We start from the raw sequence: 23,802 nt of genomic DNA, 5'->3' as shown, positions 1-23,802 counted from the left end.
AAGGGCCGCCACTAATTGAAAACTAAACTTAACAATGAACTATTTTTTACTATTAGGGATATGTGCTTTTAACTCTAAAGAGAATAATCTTCCAATAGAAGGAGAACCAACAAACTCTAATTGTTTTACATTAAACACATTGCTGATTCCAGCACCAATAGATAACTGACTATTTAATTTTACACCTGTACTGATATCGAAAGTAGTAAAGCCACCTAATGCGCCCCAGTTAAAATTCTTGACATAATTTCTAGGTAGGTTTGTGAGGGGATTAATGCCGCCGTATACCACACCTCTGCTTCCAGCACCAACTTTGGTTCCAATTTGGTTACCGCTATATAAATCATAAGATTCAACCCAACGCATAGAGATATTCAAGAACATTTTACCCTTTGCCATATTTTGGAAACTTAAGGTAGAAGAGAAACGATTAGCAGGAGCATTTAAACTTCTTTCTTCTAAAGAAACATAACCGTCTCTATTGGCATCGTTTTTAATATTATTCTTAGTGATATCGCTACCAAACCATGAATATTTAACAGCCCAACTCACATTATCATTAAAATAATAATTCAATCCTAAGTCTACTCCATAAGAAGCCACTTCGCCATAATTGAAATAAGTAGAGAAAGCAGCACCATTCAATATACCACCAGTAACAGCCCCAGGTAATAATAAAGGCGTAGTAATAGGAATATTACCTACACTTAAAGCTCTTCCACCAACAGTAATGGCAGGGCTTAAGAAATTTTTACTGTTGCTATAGTAACCATTAATATCTACATATAATTTTTTACCAACAGTACCCTTGTAGCCGAATTCCCAAGTATTGATTTGCTCTGGTTGCAAAGGAACGGTATTAGCAGTTGTAGTTAGTGGTGCACCATTTGGAACATAACTTATACCATCACCATTTCCAAATACCAGACCAAACACACTGGCTCTTTGAAATAAAATGATAGGTGCAGCAAAGGCTTTTCCATAGGTTAAACGTACACTACCGCCAGGAACACCTTTAACTAAAGCTAATTTAGGAGAAAACATATTCTTAAATAAGCTATGGTGATCTAGTCTTGCAGCTGCAACCAATTTAAAATCAGAAGGCAAGGTTTTTTCTAATTGAATAGCACCACCATATTGAGTTACCTCAACCAGTTGATTTGCATCAATTAAACTGGTACCATAAGTATTGGGTTTATCTTTTTGGTAAGACATACCTACTACTAAACTTAAACCTGCTTTTTCAAAATTATTATTGTATTGTGCTTCTGCATTAAATCTTTTAGAAGTCTCCTTAAAACGATTACCTAATCGAGTTGCAAAAGCTTCAGCTTGGTCTGGATATAACTGACCAACTGCAGCAAATAATGGATTAGCAGGGTCTGTAATAGTACTATGGGTTCTATTCCAGTAATCTCTGGTATAGCCAGGTATTCCATAAGAGTTACCCACATTAGTCCAAGTTTCATAAGCTTGAGCAAAAAAACGAGGGCTAACATATTTCACTTGCAAATAAGAGAACTTCCAATCTTTAATTTGATTGCGTCCGGTGTTATTTACACTTAAAAAATTGTTGTTACTACCACCATAAGATACAATGATATCCGATTTTGAATTAACTGCATAATATACATCAGCAGCACCACGAACATGTTTAAAATTGTAATTTGGAATACGCTCCGGAATAGCTACTGCAGGACCATAAAAACTGCCACCAGCATAAATACTATCGTTGAATTCAAAATCTCTACCAGTAGTATATTCACCAGTAATTTTATAAGCCCATTTATTATTTATTTTAGAGGCAGTTCTAAATCTTCCAGAGAAAACATCTCGGTTACCTGCACCAATAACTAATGTGGTTCCTTGATGTTTACGCGGATCTTTGGTAATTGTATTGGCAATACCATTATGTGCATTAGGACCGTATAATGCAGAATTAGGACCTAATACAATTTCTAATCTTTCAACATCTTCCTTAATAACTGTATTCATAATTCCAGAAGGCAAACCACTACCACCAGCCATCATTGAATTTCTACCATCAGTCATTTGAAGAATTTTAGCATTGAATGCATTGTTAAACCCACGTGCATTAAAACCAACTCCGTTTACACCCGTTCTAACAAACTCTACCCCTTGAATTTTAGAAGCCAACTCACCAATATTAAATGAAGAAGTTTGGTCTAAATCTTTTGCGCTAATTACACTAATAGTAGCAGGAGCTCTAGTAATTTTTTCAGGTCGCTTAGATGCACTCACCACCACATCATTTCCTCGGCCTTGCTCTTCTTTAAGAGTAACTTCTATCGCAGCACCAGCTTCAACTGTTTTTTCGATATCTGCATAGCCTACATAAGAAATACGCAAAGTGATTTTACCTGTTTTAGCAGACAGTAAGGAGAATTTTCCATTAACATCAGTAGAAGTACCCATACCAGTAGACTTAATGGTAACACTAGCACCTTCTAATGGCATACCTGTTGCCGCATCAGTAATTCGACCAGTTGTTTTGGTTCCTTGGGCCATTGCAGTTAACTGAACCAGCGCAAGTACGATTATTACAAACAGTTTTTTCATCTTGGTTTGTTTTATTGGTTTTTATGGTAAAAAGTTTTGAACAATTTTAATTAATGCAGCAGGTTGATCTAATTGTAATAAGTGACCTGCATTTGGAATAATGGCTAATTTGGCGGATGGAATTTGTTTGCCTATATCTACTATATCCTGAACACTTAAAGTTGGATGCAACAATTTATTAGGAATCAATGCATCATTTTCTCCAAACACAATCAATGTCTTTTGCCTAATTAAATTTAGTTGCGATTTTACAGGATGTCCTAACATACCTTTCACACCCAACACTATTTGAGCACAATAATTTTTAAAATTTGGGCAATAGGTTAAATTGATTCTTTCAAGTATTAATCTATCTGTTTCTTGATTAGACTTAAAAAAGTTTGCCCTATAATTTCGAAATATAGTAGCACTATCTTGCGATTCATAGAATGCAGGAGTTGCATATTTAATTAATAAGGACGCTTCATTTTCAGTAAATGTTTCTAAACCAGCAGGTGCAACTAAAATCAATTGGGTAATTAAACTAGGTTCTTGTAAAGCCAAAATCATTGCTACTTGCCCACCCATTGAATGACCCATTACAGTTAGATTTTTTAACTGCATCGATTGAATGAATTGTGTAATAATATTTGCATAAAAATCTAATACTTTATTAGCATCTATTATATTAACAGAAGAACTTCCACCATATCCAGGCAAGTCAATCGCAATACACCTATTCTTAATAGAAAGTGTTTCAATCATTTTGTTCCAATGCGAAGCATTGCCACCTAAACCATGTATCATCAAAATTGTGTTGCCTACACCCTGGTCTACATAATTTATATTGACTGAGTCAATCTTAAGTTGTTTAGTTGCAATACCATAATTAGGTAAACACTGGCAATACAAATGCCCGATGCTAAACAGAAAAATGAATATGATTGCTAATTTTTTCATGCCTTTTGAATATTGGTTTTATTTCTAAAGGCGTAATATAAAATAAGTCCTATCACCAAAGAGCAAACAATTGCTATGGAAGAAGCCACTCCGGGATTTCTGGTTCCATTTTGCATATAAGGAGTTAGGCGCCCATAATAAACAGAGAAGTGCACAATAACCGCAGTTACACTAGCTCCAACAGCTGCTATTTTAGGACAGTCTTTGGTAAATATTCCAAATAAAACAGGAACAAAAGCACCGCAGAAATAAGCGTAGACACCGTTTTGTGCAAATATCCCCACACTTAAATCGGGTGCCATTAATTGATTATAAGAAATATAAGTGGCAACAACTCCCATTAAAACAATAACCACTCTATTCATTACCAACTCTGATACTAAGCCACCAGCAAGATTGGGATTTTTTATAATGCTATTACCCGTAAGTGGTTTAATAATATCAGAGGTGAAAGTGGTACTTAAACTTTGAATCAATCCTTCTAAAGTTGCCATTCCAGCAGAAATCAAGCCTAACACTAATACAATTGCGATATAAACAGGAAAACGACTCACAACAAACTGACTCATCACTCCATCTAGCGGAATAGACTTACCATTCAAGCTTAATGATGGAAATAGCAGTCTCGCATACAAGCCAACAAAAACAACTAAAAAGAACAAAGCCAATGCAATAATAGCTACCGTTAAAAAACGATTCATGTCCTTATCATTTTTTAAGAGGAGAGACCTTGTTAAAATATGGGGTTGACATACAACTGCTGTACCAACAATTAATTGACAAATAGCTACCTCAAAGAAATCCCTGAACAAAGGACTTGATGCATTAAACGGACTAGCTAATTGAGGATCAATAGCCGATAACTTATTTAAAAATCCATATACACCTTCAGCAAAATAATCATAGCCAGAACCAAGTAAAATAACCGTCACAATTATTTTCAAAAACGCTTGAACAGTATTGGTATAAACCATACTATTGGCACCTCCAAACATCATATAAGTGAATGTGAAAGTAATAACTCCAATTAAAGTAGGTAATACTTCTAAATTAAGTGACCTTGAGACTACTTGGGTTAAACCAACACAAATCATTACAATAAATGCCATCATCAATAAAGAAAGGAAGCCAAAAAATAAGGCGAATCCCTTACTCTGGTACCTTATGCCCATCCACTGTGCAATAGTTTTGGCATTTACCGTTTGACCATATTTGCGAAACCGTTTAGAAAGAATAGCCAAAGAAACCAATGTGCCAATGGGTAAAAAAACAGCCATGCTTAATACTCCACTCACCCCATAGTAAGCTACAAATCCAGGATTAATAATGAAAGTGGCTGCACTACTCATAGAAGCAGCTAAAGAAAGACCTAAGAATGAAGGATTAAACTGCATGCTTCCTAAGGCAAAATCATTCATGCTATGTGTTTTCATAGCACCGCGTACCACAAAGAAAACAATGGTACACATGTAAAGAATGAGGGCAATCCAGATGGCAGTAACCATACCGGGCGAAGCAAGTTGGTTCATAATGGCAAATCGTTACTATGAAATTATCATTGTAACTAATTCCGATTTATAAAACCTTGCCAACGACTAAAAAAACAAGGCGAACTGCAAAAAAAGAATGGTCAAAGTGTTTTTTAGAGAAAAGATAATTTACTCATTAGCTTATCCTTATAGGTTTTTCCAATAGGAATACGTTGCTGGTTAATAAACAATTCATCTTTTTCGATGGCTTCAATCTTATCAACATTTACAATATATGAACGATGCACTCTTAAAAAGTGAGAAGAAGGAAATTTTTCTTCAACTGCAGCAAGGCTGGTATTTAATAAATATTTTCCAGCAGCAGTGCAAACCAACGCATATATATCAGAAGCTTCAACCCACAATACTTGATTCAATTGAAGTTTTTCAAGTCTACCCTTGGTTTTAACAAAAATAGAATCGTCAATTGTGAGCCCCTCTTTTAATATAGGAGTCACTTCTTTACGTTGTGCAGCATTGTATAACGTAATTTCAATAGTAGAATAAAGGGTTTCAATTTTGACCGGTTTTACTAAATAAGCATAAGGCTCAGTTAACTTAGCTTTTTCAATTGTAGAGCTGTCTGCTAAAGCCGTTAAAAATATAAAAGGTATCTGAAAGTCTTTTTTAATAAGCTGTGCTGTCTCAATCCCCGACATTTCTCCACTTAACCCAATGTCTAATAAAACAAGGTCTGGTTTTAGTTCAGGTATTTTTTTTAAAGCATCTTCTCCAGACTCTACATGCGCTAGCACTTCAAAACCAAGATCATTTAAAGAAAGAGAAATCTCTTTGGCAATTATCCAATCATCTTCAACTAATAAAATTTTAATACCGCTCATTCGTTAAATTTAGGGCAAATATTTTTTTCTGAAGCAATCCCTTTACATATTCCTTTTTATAATGCTTGCTGCAAGTAGCTATGCAAAAGAAGCCATTATATCATTTAAGGGGAAACCAATTGTTATTGAAAAAGAAGTCAGTTGGACTAAGAAGAAACATCATCCGAACAAGTACTACTATCAAGGTTCATTTACTTTAATCAGTGCTACAAAAACAGATCAAGACCTGATTATACAATTTTCAAAAACCGGAAAAGTACGTGTAGTTCTAACCAGCGACTCAGGCAAAACACAAGAATTGTTAACAGGCGCTTTGCTTCCATTAAATAAAAGAAGCCATCCATCTAATATTAATGCAGTCCAATTTTCTTTAATCAAAAACCAACCATATAAAGTTGATATATACTATGAGCCTGTTTATAGCATATATAATCCAGCTAAATTTAAATTGACAATAGAGCCTACCACTTTTTTTGAGCAGCAGGATACAGGAAGATTGTTCTGGCAGGGCATGTTTTTAGGAACCATACTAGTGATGGCGCTTTATAATTTATTTATTTTTTATGGGGTGAGAGATGAAAGCTATCTCTATTATGTTTTCAGCATCATTGGCTTAGGGCTATATCTTGCTTTTTATTATGGTTTTGGAATTGAGTACCTATGGCCTAACTCGCCAAGATGGGATACCTTCTGCTATTCAATAATTGTTCCCTTAACTAATATTGCTCGATTGTTGTTTACGAAAACTTATTTAAGTACGGGCAAGTATATGCCGGCAACAAATAGAATTATACAGTTATTAATATTAGCATGCAGCTTATTGCTTGTGTCTGGCATAATCAGTTTTATTTACGATATAGACTTATTTGAACCTTTGGTAACAGGAGTTGGAATAATAGGAACACTGGTTTTAATATTTATGTTGGTGGCGGGCTTAATAGCTTATTATAAAGATCAATATGAGCCAGCAAAGTACTTTATAGCAGCCAATGCGCTTCTTGTTATTGGAGCTATTTTATTTATTTTGAGAGAAATGTCTTTGGTAGAAGACAATTTTTACACTAGATATATTTTACAAATTGGCTTTGTAATTCAGGTAATCATTTTTGCATTAGGATTGGCAAGTAGATACAATAGAACAAGGGTGACAGTTAAATTACTTGAGGAGTCAAAAGAACAATTATCACAATTAAATAGTGTAAAGGATAAATTATTTTCTATCATTTCACATGATCTTAGAAATCCATTGGCAACCATGCAATCATTTCTTAAGTTGATAACACAGCATCATGAAAAATTGAATGAAGACGAGAAAAAGAAAATGATTAAAGAAGCCCAAGACTCATTGGACTACTTAAATGAACTATTGTATAATGTATTGCAATGGAGCAAAAGTCAAATGCACTTATTAGCATTCAAACCAGAGCAACTACAAGCAAAAAATGCATTAGAAAAAAATATTCGGCTTTTATACTTACAAGCACATATGAAGCAAGTACAAATTGAGCACTTAATACCAGAAGAACATTTTATATATGCCGATAAAGAAATGCTTGATTTTATAATTCGAAATTTATTAAGCAATGCCATTAAGTTTAGCCATAAGAATAGTGTAATACTATTAAGCACAGAGCAAAAAGAACAGCATATTTTAATACATGTAATGGATGAAGGGATAGGAATGAGTGATCAAACTATTGAGCAATTGCAAAAAGCCAGTTTAAGCAATTCAAGGAGAGGAACTGCAAAAGAAAGAGGAACAGGCTTAGGGCTATTAATTTGCAAAGAATTTATAGCCAAACACGGAGGAGAATTATTAATCAGCCAACGAAATGAAAAAGGAAGTCAATTCACTGTTCTGCTTCCAAATGAAGCAACATAATTTTTTATGGCGTATATTTCTGAATTAAATTCAGCCAATATGCATAAACTGCTTTTAGGTTTGCTCCTCATCACTGGTGCAAACTATTCAAATGCTCAAGCCAGCAAAGAACCCAATACAGAAAATGTAAATGATTATTTCAAACCCATGAAATGGCGCAGTATTGGGCCTTTCAGAGGAGGCAGGTCTAATACGGGCACGGGAGTTAAAGGGGATATCCATACCTATTATATGGGGACCACTGGAGGAGGATTATGGAAAACCAATGACAGAGGCATTACCTGGAAAAATATTTCAGATGGGCAATTTAAAACAGGATCAGTAGGAGCAATAGCTGTATCAGAGAGCAATCCTAATATAGTTTATGTAGGAATGGGAGAACATGCGATGCGCGGAGTAATGACGCATCATGGAGATGGCATGTATAAAAGTACAGATGCAGGAAACACCTGGAAAAAAATTGGACTAGATGCAACGCAGCATATAGCCCGTGTGATCATAGACCCAAGCAATCCAGACATCGTATATGTTGCAGCACAAGGCGCACTATATAGCAACTCAACTGAAAGAGGCATTTACAAGAGCACCGACGGAGGAACAACATGGAAAAAGATATTATACATCAACGATAAAACAGGCTGCGCTGAATTATCAATGGATGCAAAAAACCCAAGCATATTGTATGCAGCCATGTGGGAACATGGTAGATTACCATGGAAAGTAATCAGCGGTGGTGCAGGAAGTGGCTTATATAAGTCTACTGATGGTGGAGCTAATTGGGAAAAACTAAGCACAGGCTTGCCAAAAGAAATGGGTAAGATGGCTATTGCAGTAAGCGGAGCAAATTCAGATAAAGTGTATGCATTAATTGAAAGCGATTTTGATAAAAATGCAGGAGGATTATATGTTTCAAACAATGCAGGAAAAAGTTTTAGTCAAGTGTCAGCAGAACATAAATTAATTCAGCGTGCATGGTATTATATAGAAGTATTTCCCGATCCGAATAATGAAAATACTGTGTATGTATTAAGTGCACCCGCATTAAAATCAATAGATGGAGGAAAAACCTGGGAAAATATTCAAGGTGTTCATGGAGACTACCATAATCTTTGGATTAACCCAAGTGATTCAAAAAATTTAGTGATGGCCGATGATGGTGGCGTAACCATCAGTTTTAATGGAGGACAAACTTGGAGTAGCCAGAGCAATATGCCAACTGCTCAGATGTATCGCATTAATGTAGACAATTTATTTCCGTATAATATTTATGGAGGGCAGCAAGATAATTCATCAGTAAAAATTGCAAGTCGATCTTTTTCCGGTGGGATTACAGCCGCCGATTGGTCTGCATCAGCAGGAGGAGAAAGTGCATTCTTAGCATTTGATCCGAACAATCCAAGGTATGTTTTGGGAGGTTCATATCAGGGAACCATTGAAGTATTAGATACCAAAACCAATGCCAGTACCAATATCATGGCAGCACCCATACAGTACTTAGCAATGGATGCAAAAGACATGAAATATCGTTACAATTGGAATGCCCCAATCATTCACAGTCAACATGAGCCAGGAACTTACTATCATGGAGCACATGTATTATTAAGAACGAGGGATATGGGAAAAACATGGGACGAAGTATCACCCGATTTAACTAGAAATGAAAAAGAAAAACAAGTAAAACCAGGGGTTCCATTCACCAATGAATCAGTAGGTGCAGAAAACTATGGCACATTAAGTTATGTGATTGAATCACCTTTAGAAAAAGGGGTGATTTATACAGGTAGTGATGACGGTTTGGTATACGTTACAAAAGATGGAGGAGCGAATTGGAAAAATATTACGCCAGCAGGATTGGCAGAGTGTTTAATCAATGCAATAGAAGTATCTCCTTTTGATAAAGCAACTGTTTATATTGCAACCACGCGTTATAAATTTAATGACCATACTCCTGGCTTATACAAGAGTACAGACTATGGAAAAACATGGATGAATATCAGTAATGGTATACCAGTAGGATCTTTCACACGCGTAGTAAGGGAAGACGACAAAAGAAAAGATTTGCTTTACGCAGGAACAGAAAACGGAGTGTATATTTCTTACAATGGCGGAAAGAATTGGACTTCATTTCAACTGAATCTACCTAATACACCCATCACCGATTTACGCGTACACCAAAACAATTTAATAGCGGCAACATCAGGTAGATCATTTTGGATTTTAGATGATTTAACAACAGTGCGTCAGTTCAAGTCGGCTCCTAATTCTTTAACGGTGTATCAACCATCCCCTGCAATTTTAGCTACAGGAAGTTCTGAACTTGACGGCAATAGCGCAGACTTTGATGGTACTAATCCATACAGAGGTGTTAATCCAGCTACAGGAATAGTAGTCTATTATGATTTACCTGAATTAAAAGAAAAAGCAGTAGTAACGATGACCATTAAAGATGCTACAGGTAAAATCATCAGAACCTTTAGTTCAAAAGCAGACCCGACTTATAAAAGATATGACGGTGCGCCACCAAGAGATCCACAATTATCTACCAATAAAGGGTTGAATAGATTTGTTTGGAATCTGCGACATGCTACTATGCCAGGTATACCCAATACATATATTGAAAGTAGCTTCCGCGGACATAAAGCAATACCAGGAACTTATACCATTAGCATAGAAGCTGAGGGAAAAACGGTTAGTACCCCCGCAACCATTTTAGCTAATCCAACTTATCCTACTACAGCAGCTGAGTATGCAGCATTTGATGAGTTTATGACAGGTATGGAAACTACTGTAAAAGAAATGCATACGATGGTGAACGAATTATTTGTGAAGAAGCAACAATTGGATCAACTGATTAAAACACTACCCAATGGTGCCACCAAAACCAACACAGAGGCTTTGGCTAAAAAAATACAAGCATGGGACGAAGACATGATACAGCGTAAGTCTACCGCTTACGATGACGCAGAAAATTTCTTAAATAAATTTACTGCGAACTATATGTTCTTGATGAATCAAACAGAGAGTGATATTCCAAGACTAAATCAACCAAATATAGATTTACTAAAACAATATAATGCGCAGTGGAAAACCTTAAAAGAAAGAGGAGAAAACTTAAATAAAGTTGAAATTCCAGCACTGAATAAGCAGTTATTTAGTGAAGGAATAGGCGCCATTCGAACAAATTAATATAGCCCTATACAACTGACCAATATATTTGTAAGACTAAATCATGCTAAATGAAAAAGTTCTTACGGTATATTGGTTATTTTTTTGGTGCTATCCTTGCATTATTGGTTCTCTTGTTCATCATTTATTTTCAACCAGACAGAAGTTTAGATGAATTAAAACCATTGTATGTAAACAACGAGTCGGAGTTTATGCCATTAATGGGTATGAATGTGCATTATAGAGACCAAGGCAACCCTAGTGATTCAGTACCGCTAATTTTAATTCATGGTACCAGCTCTTCTTTGCACACTTTTGAAGAAGTAGTAAAGCGTATTGATAAAAACAGAAGGGTAATTACTTTAGATATGCCCGCATTTGGATTAACAGGACCCAATGCCAACAATGAATATAGTTTTAAGTATTACAGTCAATTCTTAGATTCTTTTTTAATGAAATTAAATATACCCCTCTGCGATATAGGAGGAAACTCATTAGGTGGTGGTATAGCATGGCAATTCACCACTTATTTTCCAGAGAAAGTAAGAAAGTTGATTTTAATTGATGCAACAGGTTATCCTGTGATGAATGTAAAAGGATCTATTGGCTTTAAAATAGCTTCAACCCCAGTAATCAACAATGTGATGTTATTCATTACCCCAAAAGCTTTAGTAAGTGCAAGTTTAAAGGGCATTTATCAAGATCCGACTATTATTAATCAAGAACAGATTGATCGGTTTCATGATATGGCCATTGCAAAAGGAAATAGAAAAGCCTTATTGGCCATATTTAAAAAGGGATTAGAGCAGGAGCCAAACAAGATTAAGACCATTCAAAAACCCACCCTAATTATATGGGGAGACAAGGATGGTTTAATACCTGTTCAAAATGCTTATTTATTTAATAAGGATATCAAAGGGAGCAAACTGGCTATTTTACCTAATATAGGGCATGTTCCTATGGAAGAAGATCCAGCAAAAACAGCCACTTTGATTAATGAATTTTAAAACGGGGCGGGGGAAATAGTATATCGTAGTGTAAAATAAATCGGGGACAATCACACCCCCCGATATGAATGTACCCCGATTTTAGGACGAATTCCTGTTGCAATATGTTGAAAATTTGTGGTTTTTTAATACCTAGTATTAGGTATTTTTTACGAATTGGATAGATTCGTCAAAAGAGGCAGCGTTATTTACCACTTCTTTTACAGCCTTATCAAGGGTTTCAGCAGCAATATGTAATTGGGAAATCAGGGCCTCTTTTTCTTCGTCGTCTACTATTTTTTCCTTGATTATTTTAGTAATTCCTAAAATATCAGATAGCGGACCCCTTACTAAATGCGATTGAGCCCAGGCTATTTCTCTTAACCGTAGGTTCTGTAAACGTAGGTTTTCAAGTGTAGCTACCCTAGTGGTTATATCTTTTACCACTCCAATAAACTTGTAAATTTCGCCTTGTGCATTTTTATAAGACACCCCATTAACAATAACATGCTTTAACTTCCCTTTTGAGGTCTGAATTTTAACCTGAATTGCCTCTGCTTCCCCTTCGATGGTAGATGCTTTTACCATCCATTTACTATAAGCATCTTGATCCTCTTCAATCACCAATTGGGTAAAACGGTCTTTATGCGCCAGCACTTCATTAGGAGAGAAATCCAAAATTCTAAACATTTCATCGCTCCAAACGGCATGCCCATCTGGAAGCACTACTTCAAAACTGCCTACATGTGCAATTCCTTCAGCTTTAGAGAGCATTTCTTGAATGGTTAATGCCTTCTCAATAACTGCTCTTTCTGAACTTAAGTCTCTAAAGTATGCAGCTAGAAATAAGTATTTACCCGCTCTAAAAGGTGCACCAGCTGTAATACGAACAGGTTTAATTTTTCCTTTTTGGTCAATTATATGGGTATCAACAAATTGATACCCATTATTTTTAGTGAATTTTTGAAAGAGCGACGCAACAGTTTCCAATTCTTCAGGTGGATGTAATTTAGTTTGATGCATTCCGACTAACTCAGCTTTTGTATAGCCAAATAATTGAGTGGCTCTATCATTTACATCAACCAAAAAACCACTGGTCGCATCTGCAATTAAAATGGCATCTTCAGCACCATCAAATAGAGCAGCATACCTTAGGTCTACTATTCTAGTTTCTTCCTGTTGTTCCTTAAGAATCGTAATATCATTACTAAAAAGAGTAAGCCCTAATATTTTGCCATGTTGATCAATAATTGGACTGTACTTGTTTTCATAAAACCTTCTTTTCCCATCTGGAAATATAAAATTATTCGTAATTACAAAACTTTCTCCAGCAATAGCTTTATCATAATTAGCCTTAGCAAAGGGCACTAAATCTGCAGGTATTACATCAAAAGCACTCATGCCCACTGCTACCTCTTTTTTAAGGGCAGTTTTAGCAAATTCAACATACGCATCAGAGAATCCTAAAAAACGATAGTTTTTGTCTATTGCAATTACAAATAAATCTTTGGGGCTATTGATGATGGCTTTTAAAAAAGCATTGTCTTTAATAACCTGCTTTTTGGTTTTCTCATATTCCTTTTGTGTTGTAATAAAGTTTTCGGTAAGTGCTTGTGTTTGAGTGATGTCGAAGTGGGTGCCAATAATCATACCTGTTAGATCACCTGCCTCATTGCGCATAGCCATCGCTCTACTTAAAATGGTTAAATATTCACCATTGGCATGCAACATCCGAAACTGTTGCTTGTATTCTTTCTCCGGATTTAATATATAGTCAGAAAAATATTCTTTGGCTTTTTGCAAGTCAGCAGGATGCAACCAACTTTCCCAAACTTCTTTAATTGAATATTTTGCCCAGTCGGAGACAATATATTCAGGACGGCCCAGCATTTCAAAATAATATCCATTACACCAAAGCTCTTGAGTAAGCACATTGTATTCCCATCCACCCAATTGGCCAACAGCTAAAAGGGTTTCATATTTTGAACTATAGGAATTAGTGGGCATTTTCAGGAATTGATTCAGTTAAAAATATCAATTAGGAGCCATATTAATTAAGAGTTCAACAATTAATTTCAATAATATCAAATAAACGTCTTTAGGTATCAAATTTTAAATATGGATGAATGCTTAAATTGGCATTCAAATTTGATTTCTATGAGAAAATATATTGTTGCTTGCATTTTCACCTTTTTTGGCATTTTCAGTAGTGCACAAAATATTCAACCCATTGAACAAAAGTTAATAAATAAAATAGAAGCGAACTATCCTTCGATGATGGATCTCCTTAAAAATTCAGTAAATATTAATAGTGGAACTTTCAACGTTGCAGGAGTAAAAGCAGTAGGTCAATTATACGCCAAAGAATTAGAAAAATTAGGCTTTACCATTGAGTGGATCAATATGCCCGACTCAATGAAACGTGCTGGACACTTGGTAGCCACCAGAAAAGGTAATAAAGGAAAAAAACTGTTGCTATTAGGACATTTAGACACTGTTTTTGAACCAGATATGCCCGCTAACCCATTTACTATTTTAAACGATAGTACTATTACAGGTCAGGGTATAAATGACATGAAAGGGGGCGATGTAATCATTATTGCAGCAATGAAAGCAATGTATGAGTTGAACTTATTGAACAATGCTACCATCACCATTTATATGACAGGAGACGAAGAAAATGCAGGAGAGCCTAGAACTATTTCAAGAGGAGATTTTATAGAAAGAGCCAAACAGCACGATGTAGTATTGGCATTTGAAGGCGCTGCAGGTCTTAATACGATTGCAACTGCAAGAAGAGGTTCAAGTTCATGGGAATTAATAGTAGAAGGAAAGCAAGGTCATTCATCAGGTGTATTTGGAACAGCGGGCTATGGTGCTATTTATGAAGCAGCTAGAATAGTAAATAGTTTTAGAGAAACCTTAAGCAAAGAACCTTATCTGACTTTCAATCCAGGAATATTTATTGGGGGATCTGAAGTAAGTGCCAACTTTGAACAACAACGTGGTGAAGCTTCAGGCAAAACCAATATCATTTCGCCCAAAACTTATGTTAATGGAGACCTACGTTTTTTAAAAGAAGAACAAAAATTGAACGCACGTAATGCCATGCGTAAAATTGTTTCAGCAAGTTTGCCAGGGGCTAAAGCATCCATTCATTTTCAAGATGGAATTCCTTCTATGGCTCCAACAAAGGGAAATGAAGCATTGGCCAATATATTAAGTAAAACCAGTGAAGACATGGGATTAGGGAAAGTAGTGCCAGGGAATCCAGGCAGCAGAGGAGCCGGCGATATTTCTTATGTGGCAGCTTATGCAGATTGCTTAGACGGTTTAGGTGCAGCAGGAAAAGGAGCACATGCACCAGGAGAAACATTAGATAGTAAACTCTTTCCGGTATTAATGAAAAGAGCAACATTATTTATTCATAGGCTAACGCAAGGAATCAACTAAAAAGTTTCTAATAAGTTTACAAAAACACCGCTACTGCCATTTCTACCCATTCCGTAGTCAATTGCAATATTGGTATTGGTTTTCTTACTCATTTTAATACGTAAGCCAAACCCAAAACCAGCAGCAAACTCATTGCCTAACTTTTGTTTTTTAGCTTCATCAGTAGCGGTCGTTAAATTAAAAAAACCAACGCCCCCCAGTAATCCATTTTTAGAAATAGGGAAACGATATTCCGTTTCTCCATACCACATATTTTCGCCACGAATTCTACCTTGAATATAGCCTCTGCCTGTTCGATTGTACATGTCCCAACCAATAGCAGGCATTTCTAAATAAGGCTGTTTACCGCTCATTAACAAACTTCCCATCGTCCAGAAACCAATAATATGCGGCCTTACCCTCATTTTAGTGGGGTTCCAATAAGTTCTATATTCATAATATAATGTATTATGAGAACGAGTACTTCCAAAAATTTCATTATTGATTCTAAAAGTCATTTTTGCGTACTGCCCTCTTTTAGGATTAACCGAATTGTCTCTGGTGTCATACAAAAGATTGAGGCTTATACCTACCGAAGCGTATTGATCTTGTCTTATATTATTTAGTTTGGAATAATCATAATGAGCAGTCAAATACTGGTTAGCACTAGTTGTATCTAAAAGTTGGTCTACTACACTATAATGTCGATCTATATTAACACCAATTCCTGCATACCATGTTCCCCATAATTTTTTATACAAAGTTTGATAGAAACGCAAATAATTAAACTTCATGGGCTCTTCCTTTGCAGTAGTATTAGGCAGATCATTGAAATTAATTCCTAAACCATAAGTGGGCTGCGAAAAAATAAGCCAGCGCCAATCCCCCTGTAAAACCCATTCATCATCTTTTAAAAAGATCATATTTCGGGCATACAAATTAAACTGATTACGAGTGGTAATGGTAGCATTTGCCAATATATTGGATAAATGCGTTTTATTAGCACTACCCGATAAAAAGTTAGTACTGATTCCAGCACCAATCACAAAACCCAATGCAGGATTATAACCAGGAATAGGCAAGATACTCGTATAAAATTTTCTAGGAATCAGCGAATCATTCTCTGGCTTTTTATTGTTTTTATTTGTGCCAAAAATCACCTCAATAATATCTTTCTCAGGAACTTTTACATTCTGAGCATAAGATGAATTAAATATACACTGCACTAAAATAGTCAGCAAAAAGAGAGAAAATTGTTTCAAAAAGCTTGGTTTGTTGGCAAAATAAATCGTGTATATTACAAAGGTACAATAAAGACAAGAATATGAACAAGCATACCCTACTATTAGCGCTGAGCCTACTTTTTTTGGGTTTTATTCCATTTACAATTAATGCGCAAATACTCCCATTAAAAGAGCAGGCAAAATTGATAGACGAAGTAGTAGATGATCGATTGAACAACTTATTGCCACAATTAATGGAGCGTACAGGTATAGATATGTGGGTAATGATAACGAGAGAATACAATGAAGATCCAATAGTAAAAACCCTATTGCCAGCAACCTGGATCAGTGCTAGAAGAACCACCATGTTGGTGTTCTATTACAATCCACAAACAAAGGAATACACCAAATCTGCCGTAGCTAGGTATAATGTGGGAAGTTCAATTAAAGCAGCTTGGGATATGACCAAATATCCCGATCAATGGGATGCATTAATGGCATTAGTGAATAAACACCAACCTAAAAAAATTGGTCTTAATATCTCTAAAAGCTACGGACATGCAGACGGTTTAGATCATACAGAGTATGAGCAATTCATGCAAAAATTACCCGCCGCTTATAAATCAAAAGTGGTTTCATCAGAACCATTGGCAGTAGCTTGGTTAGAAACAAGAACAGCAAGAGAAATGCAATACTATCCCCAGGTAGTGCAAATTAGCAAAGCCATTATTGCAGAAGGATTTAGCAGCAAGGTAATTACACCAGGCGTTACTACATCAGAAGACTTAGTGTGGTGGTACAGACAAAAAATTAACAGCTTAGGACTGGCTACTTGGTTTCATCCTTCAGTAGAAATTCAACGCAACGACCAAGTTGAATTTGACCATTTAAAAGCATTTAGCAATAAAGGGTATGATCCAAAAAATATTATACAACCCGGCGACTTATTACATGTAGATTTTGGAATCACCTATTTAAGATTGAACTCGGATATTCAAGAGCATGCTTATGTACTAAAACCCGAAGAAACAGATGCACCTGAATATTTAAAAAATGCTTTAGCAGTAGGTAATCGATTACAGGATATTTTGACCAATCAATTTGCATTGAATAAAACAGGAAATAAAATTTTATCAGACGCATTAGCAGAAGCAAAAAAACAAGGAATCAATGCAACTATTTATACTCATCCAATAGGATCACATGGACATGCAGCAGGCCCTACAATTGGGATGTGGGATCAGCAAAATGGAGTGCCTGGAAGTGGCGACTATCCAATGTTTTATAATACGGCCTATTCAATAGAATTAAATGCTGCAGTAGAAATTAAAGAATGGAAAAAATCAATTCGCATCATGTTAGAGCAAGATGGATTTTTTGACCAAACTGGTTTCAAGTACATCAGTGGAAGACAGACTAAACTACATTTAGTGGGGAATCCTAGCTGGCAGTAGCATGATGGATATTTTTTAAAGGGACTACTGCGCTCATAAAGTAAGCTGGTAGCGTGCATATTAATATCCAAATATAAAAATCATAGAAACCCATATACTCACTGAGTAAACCACTGAACATCGCTGGAATAATATAAGCCAGGTACATCACTGCGCTAGCAAAACTAAAGTAGGCTAATCGATATTTACCTGGTGTTATTTCTTGTAAAATAAAAAATACCAAAGCGAGTAAGCCAAAGCCATAACAGAAATGCTGGAAAGCCACCATCAACATGATCGGCATTTCATCAACAGGCTGGAACAAAGCTAGATAGGCATAAATAATTAGAGAAAGATTCATTGCGGTGCATAAAAAAAGTAGGGTCTTTCTATTAAAAGTACGGGCTGCAACAAAATAGCCAGAAACAAAACTACCCAACACAAACGCAATCACTCCTAGTACATTAAAAGTAAAGTTGGTTTCTTCTTGATCAAAAGCAAGCCCCCCTTCAATTCTGGTAGCAGTAAAGAACAAAGGGGCAATTTTAATAGCTTGCGCTTCGGCTAAACGATAAAAGAAAATAAAAAATAAACCAATTGCAAGGTTTTGTTTCTTAAAAAATTGAACAACCACATCCCAATAAATCACTACCGCTTCTGGTGCAGATTCAACAGTGTGTACCGCTTTACCCCCAACGGGCAAATTATACGCGCTAATAACACCCAATAACATCATTGCTAAAGCATAAATCATCATAATTGTCATCCAAGCAGCTTTTAACCCATAGCTTTCTTCAATAACAAAAGCCAGTGCAACTAAAGCAGGGCCGAATAATACTTTAGCTATATTTTTAAAGACCACTTGCCAACCCATATATTGTTGCTGTTCAGTTTGATTCAACTCGTTAATATAGATACCGTCTGCAGCTAAATCTTGAGTAGCAGCAGCAAAAGCGATAGCAGTAAATAAGCCAATTGAAAGCCCAAAAAAACTATCCGCAATTAAACTCACCGAAACCAATGCAAATAAAGCACCTAAAAAAAACTGAGACACATAAACGAAATAGCGTTTGGTCATGAACATTTCTAACAAGGGGGCCCATAAAAACTTAAGTGCCCAAGGAAGCATGATAAAAGAAGTCCAAAATGCAATTTCATCATCAGGCAAACCTAAAGAATCATACATGATGGCAGCTGTGCTAGACAGCGCTATAAATGGGATACCCGAAGCAATCCAAGTGCTGGAAATCCAGTTAAGTGGAGCAATTTTATTGGTAGTAATTTCAGACACTATTAACTATTGAGCTTATTAAATGAAATGAATATACGCTATTTTATCGCTTATATGGAACGTTTAAAATAAGGAATCTTTCTGTGTTTAGTTGATTGTTCATATGCATAAGCCATTCCAATAATTGCACCTTCTTGGTAAGCAGAAGCAACAAACGAAAGTCCTACGGGTAAGCCATGAATATCTCCCATTGGAACGGTAATATGTGGATAGCCAGCCATAGCAGCAGGAGGACAAAAATAAAATCCAGGATCTTGATCTCCATTTACCCAATCAATGCAATGCGCCGGTCCATAACTAGTGCCTACAATAGCATCCAATTGATTGGCCTGCATTGTACGATCAATAATACCACGGGCTGAAGTAGATTTAGCTAAAGCTGTTTTATACTCTTCGCTATTTAAATTTCCTTTAGCATTGCTCATTTCAACCAATTCTTGTTTAAAATAAGGCATTACTTTATCAGCATGCTTTTTATTGTACTCAATTAATTCGCTCATGCTCTTCACCCCATTTTTTACTGTAGATAAATATTTATTGAGCCCATCTTTAAATTCATAAAGCAATACCTGAAACTCCGAGTCGCCCAAAGGACCTGTTTCTTTTACTAATTCAATAGGAACAATGGTAGCTCCCATCTTTTTCAATTGGTCAATCGCTTTTTGATACAATGCTACCACATCCTCTTGACGGCCTCTTAAAAAAGATTGCTCAACCCCAATCCGTTTGCCTTTTAAAGCATCCTTATTTAAAAAAGTAGTGTAGTCTTTCGCAATTTTATCTTTTGCATTTAACGTTACTGCATCCGCAGGATCTACGCCCACCATCGCATTCAACAATACCGCCGCATCAGCCACGGTACGGGTCATAGGACCAGCCGTATCTTGCGTAGCAGAAATAGGAATAATGCCTGATCTACTTACTAAACCAACGGTTGGTTTTAGCCCAACAATTCCACAAAATGAAGCAGGTGCAACCACAGAACCGTCGGTTTCAGTACCCACTGCCACTGCACATAAATTTGCAGAAACAGCCACCGCCGATCCAGCGCTAGAACCACAAGGAGAGCGATTGATTACATAAGGATTTCTGGTTTGTCCGCCTCTGCTGCTCCATCCACTACTAGAACGAGTTGATCTAAAATTGGCCCATTCACTTAAATTGGTTTTTGCTAAAATAAGCGCACCTGCTTTTCGCAACTGCGAAACCACAAAAGCATCTTTAGCAGCAATATGGTTTTCCAAAGCTAAAGAACCAGCCGTAGTGTGCATTTGATCGGCTGTATCAATATTGTCTTTAATCATGATAGGAATACCGTGCAAAGGACCACGCAATTTGCCCGCTTTACGTTCTTTATCCATTTGCTCGGCCAATTGCATAGCTTCTGGGTTTACCTCTATCACCGATAAAAGATCGTGATAGCCTTGATCAATATTACTAATGCGACGCAAATACAGTTCAGTCAATTTTACCGAAGAAAAAGTACCCGCTTTTAACCCAGCTTGTAATTCGGCAATGGTGAATTCAGAAAATTCAAAATCATCTCTACCAGTTGCTTCAGCAGCAGCTAATTCAGCGCTGTCTTTTTTATTTTGTTTAGATTGATCACCGCCTCCGCTACATCCGGTTAAAACAGTTGCAGCAGTGCCTGCTACTGTTACAGCAGCCGCAGCTGCCAAAGAACCATTGCGCAAAAATTTTCTTCTGTTCATAAATCAAAATTGAATAATGAAAATAACATAAAAAGGTCAATCCACTTTGTACATTTGCCGCATGCAAAAACCAATTATATGTATAGGGGCCATTTTAGTGGATGAGCTCATACATGCAGGACACGCCATACTTCCTGCTACAACCGTAGATGCCAAAATTACGAAGACCGCGGGCGGCGTGGCCCATAATATTGCGAAGCAGTTAAGTATATTAGGCGCACATGTACAGTTAATCAGTGTATTTGGAAATGATAGTGACGGAGACTGGTTAAAACAATCCTGCTCAGCGGCAGGTGTTAAAATAGATGCCAGCATCACCAAAGAGGGAATTTCAGGACGGTACACAGGGGTATTAAATGTAGATGGATCATTATATGCAGCTTTTTTATCTAATGCAGCAGTAGAAATGGTCACCCCTGCCCATTTAGAAAAACAAGAGGAACTTTTATTAAGTGCCCAATATATTATGGCCGATGCTAATACCAGTATAGAAAGTATGAACTGGTTATTAGCATTTAGCAAAAAATCAGGAATACCCTTTATCATAGAGCCAGTATCCGTTCCACCTGCAACCAAGCTAAAAAATATGGATTTAGATGGATTGTACATGGTAACACCCAATGAAGATGAGTTGCCCGTGATGTGCAGCGAAAAATCATTCTTAACCCAATTACAGATAGAAGAATTATTAAAAAGAGGCGTTCAAAATATTTGGTTACACAACGGAAAGCAGGGTTCTGCATTTTATAATAAAGACAAAGCCATTACCTTACATGCACCCGATATAGAAGTAGTAGATTGCACGGGCGCAGGAGATGGATCCTTATCAGGATTCTTATTAGGAAAAACTTTAGGAAAATCAGATGATGAATGTATCAAATTGGCACATACCTTATCTGCAGAAATACTGCAAGTAAATGGAGCCATCGTAACACATTTATCGCAAGAGCAGTTGTTAGAAAAGGTAGATAAATATTATCCAGCTTAATATACAAAAGTAAACATGCACCCTCACTTACATATACACCCAACTGTTGCAGCCGCTTTAAGAGACGGAGAACCCGTAGTAGCTTTAGAAAGTACCATTATAGCACACGGCATGCCTTACCCACAAAACGTAGCAACAGCAAGGGCTGTAGAAGAAATAGTGAGAAGCAACGGAGCCATACCAGCTACCATTGCCATCATCAAAGGAAAATGTACGGTAGGATTAACCGATGAGGAGTTGGAATATTTTGGACAAGCAAAAGACATTCTAAAAGTGAGTTTGCGCGATATACCTTATGTAATTAGTAATGGATTATATGGAGCAACCACTGTAGCAGCCACCATGCGAATAGCCGCCATGGCAGGTATACAAATATTTGTAACAGGAGGCATAGGAGGTGTACATAGAGGAGCAGAAAATAGCATGGATATTTCAGCGGATTTAACCGAAATGGAACATACCAATGTGGCGGTTATTTCAGCAGGCGTAAAATCTATATTGGATATTGGCCTCACATTGGAATACCTAGAAACAAAGGGAATACCCGTTGTAACTATGGGCCAAGAAGCATTTCCCAGCTTTTATTCGCAAACAAGTGGATATAAAAGTCCGCTCACATTAGAAAGCCCGGAAGCCATCGCTGCCATGCTGAAAGTGAAGTGGGATATGGGGTTGAATGGGTCTGTATTAATTGCTAACCCAGTACCAGCCAACCAAGAAATTCCATCGGATATCATGGAAGAGCATATTGTTTTGGCATTGGATGCAGCAAAAAGAGCAGGAGTAACCGGAAAAGATATTACCCCATTTTTACTTAAGTACATTGCCAGCCATACCAATGGTGAAAGCTTAGAAGCCAACATCGCATTGATTAAAAACAATGCAGCATTAGGCGCAACAATTGCAGTGGACTTATCGGCAATTACAGATTAATCACGAATGATTTTTCTAGTAACAAAATCATAGCGTTGCGGTTGAGCCATCATCATAAATGGTTTCAATACACGCCCCCATTGCTTTTTTTGTTCCTCCCAATTTTGGGCATCATACACCATTGCATAAGATTTACCCAATACAGAAAACTGATTTCCCTCTACTACAATAGCCGTAGACTCATCAATGGCAATACCCAATAAATGAGGATGCTGTTCAATCACTGGAATTAAATCGAATTGGCGATTTCTAGCCAATACATGTTGATCAATAGCTGTGTTCTTAAATAAATTTAATGCATCAGGAAAAGTAAAAGGTTTGGTCAAATCTTTTCTTGCATCACCGCCCACTAAAAGCGAACCCATAATGGTAGCACCCGCAGAAGTACCCATGAATACACCCCCTCTAATAAATAAATCTAACATGGCAGCGTGTACCTGTGTACCTAAGAATGCATCAGCAATGCGGCTTTGATCGCCCCCGGAAAAATAAATACCCTTTGCATTTTGAATTGCTTTTATAAACTCAGGCGCATCGGCAGCTGCTTTGTTACGTGCGTGAACCGTTGTTAAATTAGTAAACCCTTCTTTTTTAAAACGAGTTAAATGGGCGCCCGCATTAATAGCAGAGTCATTGGTTGCCGTAGGGATTACGACCACCGATTGGTCTTTCCCTCCAATAGATTTCGCAAACAACTGATACATGGTATCGGGCATGGAGCCACCGCCTACAATAATGAGTTTGCCTTTTGCAATAGCAGATACTGTTGCAAATTTTTGGTTGGGAGATTGCGCAATAATTGCTGCATTATTTTGCAACAAGAAAGAACCAATTAGAAGGATTAAAATTTTTCTCATGATGAAAATT

Annotated in this window: 16 protein-coding genes; 7 read left to right on the top strand and 9 right to left on the bottom strand. The window is 36.7% G+C overall.

Translation table 11 applies throughout. From position 1 onward, the window contains the following. Positions 1 to 39: 39 nt before the first annotated feature. The 4 genes from ACTIEI_RS03735 to ACTIEI_RS03720 all read right to left on the bottom strand — a co-directional run bounded on the left by ACTIEI_RS03735 (position 40) and on the right by ACTIEI_RS03720 (position 5,890). Positions 40 to 2,580, bottom strand: a complete 2,541-nt coding sequence (locus ACTIEI_RS03735) for a TonB-dependent receptor (RefSeq protein ID WP_439504940.1) — start codon at positions 2,578 to 2,580, stop codon at positions 40 to 42. 21 nt (positions 2,581 to 2,601) lie between these two features. After that, a complete protein-coding gene (locus tag ACTIEI_RS03730) occupies positions 2,602 to 3,519 on the bottom strand; it encodes an alpha/beta fold hydrolase (protein WP_439504939.1) in 918 nt (305 codons plus the stop codon). Beyond that, positions 3,516 to 5,048, bottom strand: coding sequence for a sodium:solute symporter family transporter (locus ACTIEI_RS03725; protein WP_439504938.1), 1,533 nt, complete (start codon positions 5,046 to 5,048; stop codon positions 3,516 to 3,518). Before ACTIEI_RS03725 ends, ACTIEI_RS03730 begins: the two co-directional genes overlap by 4 nt. Positions 5,049 to 5,161: 113 nt before the next feature. Further along, positions 5,162 to 5,890, bottom strand: a complete 729-nt coding sequence (locus ACTIEI_RS03720) for a LytR/AlgR family response regulator transcription factor (protein WP_439504937.1) — start codon at positions 5,888 to 5,890, stop codon at positions 5,162 to 5,164. A 61-nt stretch (positions 5,891 to 5,951) separates the two neighbouring features. Here ACTIEI_RS03720 and ACTIEI_RS03715 point away from each other — a divergent pair, with 61 nt between their 5' ends. Genes ACTIEI_RS03715 through ACTIEI_RS03705 form a run of 3 tightly spaced genes read left to right on the top strand, consistent with a single transcriptional unit; the run spans position 5,952 to position 11,944 of the window. Continuing rightward, complete coding sequence (locus ACTIEI_RS03715; RefSeq protein WP_439504936.1) at positions 5,952 to 7,772, top strand: sensor histidine kinase; 1,821 nt, start codon at positions 5,952 to 5,954, stop codon at positions 7,770 to 7,772. Between the two features lie 6 nt (positions 7,773 to 7,778). Further along, positions 7,779 to 10,958 (top strand): VPS10 domain-containing protein, encoded by a 3,180-nt coding sequence (locus tag ACTIEI_RS03710; RefSeq protein WP_439504935.1) that lies wholly within the window; start codon positions 7,779 to 7,781, stop codon positions 10,956 to 10,958. Between the two features lie 50 nt (positions 10,959 to 11,008). Next, positions 11,009 to 11,944, top strand: coding sequence for an alpha/beta fold hydrolase (locus tag ACTIEI_RS03705; RefSeq protein ID WP_439504934.1), 936 nt, complete (start codon positions 11,009 to 11,011; stop codon positions 11,942 to 11,944). A 138-nt stretch (positions 11,945 to 12,082) separates the two neighbouring features. Here the strand turns inward: ACTIEI_RS03705 and ACTIEI_RS03700 are convergent, their stop codons facing one another. Next, positions 12,083 to 13,930 carry a PAS domain S-box protein gene (locus tag ACTIEI_RS03700; RefSeq protein WP_439504933.1) on the bottom strand — a complete coding sequence of 616 codons (1,848 nt, stop codon included), beginning with the start codon at positions 13,928 to 13,930 and terminating at the stop codon, positions 12,083 to 12,085. Between the two features lie 150 nt (positions 13,931 to 14,080). On the opposite strand from ACTIEI_RS03700, the gene ACTIEI_RS03695 reads away from it, so the two are divergent. Next, on the top strand, positions 14,081 to 15,376 hold the full coding sequence (locus tag ACTIEI_RS03695) for a M20/M25/M40 family metallo-hydrolase (RefSeq protein WP_439504932.1): 1,296 nt from the start codon (positions 14,081 to 14,083) through the stop codon (positions 15,374 to 15,376). Here ACTIEI_RS03695 and ACTIEI_RS03690 read toward each other — a convergent pair. Continuing rightward, the gene (locus ACTIEI_RS03690) at positions 15,373 to 16,617 is read right to left on the bottom strand and encodes a BamA/TamA family outer membrane protein (RefSeq protein WP_439504931.1); all 1,245 of its coding nucleotides are present in this window, start codon (positions 16,615 to 16,617) and stop codon (positions 15,373 to 15,375) included. The genes ACTIEI_RS03695 and ACTIEI_RS03690 overlap by 4 nt on opposite strands. Positions 16,618 to 16,679: 62 nt before the next feature. Here ACTIEI_RS03690 and ACTIEI_RS03685 point away from each other — a divergent pair, with 62 nt between their 5' ends. Continuing rightward, complete coding sequence (locus tag ACTIEI_RS03685; protein ID WP_439504930.1) at positions 16,680 to 18,032, top strand: M24 family metallopeptidase; 1,353 nt, start codon at positions 16,680 to 16,682, stop codon at positions 18,030 to 18,032. Here the strand turns inward: ACTIEI_RS03685 and ACTIEI_RS03680 are convergent. Both ACTIEI_RS03680 and ACTIEI_RS03675 read right to left on the bottom strand, forming a co-directional pair. Continuing rightward, complete coding sequence (locus ACTIEI_RS03680) at positions 18,019 to 19,302, bottom strand: hypothetical protein (RefSeq protein ID WP_439504929.1); 1,284 nt, start codon at positions 19,300 to 19,302, stop codon at positions 18,019 to 18,021. The two genes, ACTIEI_RS03685 and ACTIEI_RS03680, sit on opposite strands and share 14 nt — an antisense overlap. Positions 19,303 to 19,352: 50 nt before the next feature. Beyond that, entirely contained in the window at positions 19,353 to 21,014 is a 1,662-nt protein-coding gene (locus ACTIEI_RS03675; protein WP_439504928.1) for an amidase, read from the bottom strand. 61 nt (positions 21,015 to 21,075) lie between these two features. On the opposite strand from ACTIEI_RS03675, the gene ACTIEI_RS03670 reads away from it, so the two are divergent. Continuing rightward, positions 21,076 to 22,002, top strand: a complete 927-nt coding sequence (locus ACTIEI_RS03670) for a PfkB family carbohydrate kinase (protein WP_439504927.1) — start codon at positions 21,076 to 21,078, stop codon at positions 22,000 to 22,002. Between the two features lie 15 nt (positions 22,003 to 22,017). Next, complete coding sequence (locus tag ACTIEI_RS03665; protein ID WP_439504926.1) at positions 22,018 to 22,935, top strand: pseudouridine-5'-phosphate glycosidase; 918 nt, start codon at positions 22,018 to 22,020, stop codon at positions 22,933 to 22,935. Here the strand turns inward: ACTIEI_RS03665 and ACTIEI_RS03660 are convergent. Further along, positions 22,932 to 23,792, bottom strand: coding sequence for a cyanophycinase (locus tag ACTIEI_RS03660; protein ID WP_439504925.1), 861 nt, complete (start codon positions 23,790 to 23,792; stop codon positions 22,932 to 22,934). The genes ACTIEI_RS03665 and ACTIEI_RS03660 overlap by 4 nt on opposite strands. Positions 23,793 to 23,802 lie beyond the last annotated feature (10 nt).

It is taken from the genome of Sediminibacterium sp. (assembly GCF_051860225.1).
Classification (GTDB): domain Bacteria; phylum Bacteroidota; class Bacteroidia; order Chitinophagales; family Chitinophagaceae; genus Sediminibacterium.
Note: the sequence above shows the minus strand (reverse complement) of the source record. Positions and strands in the feature narration are given on the sequence as shown.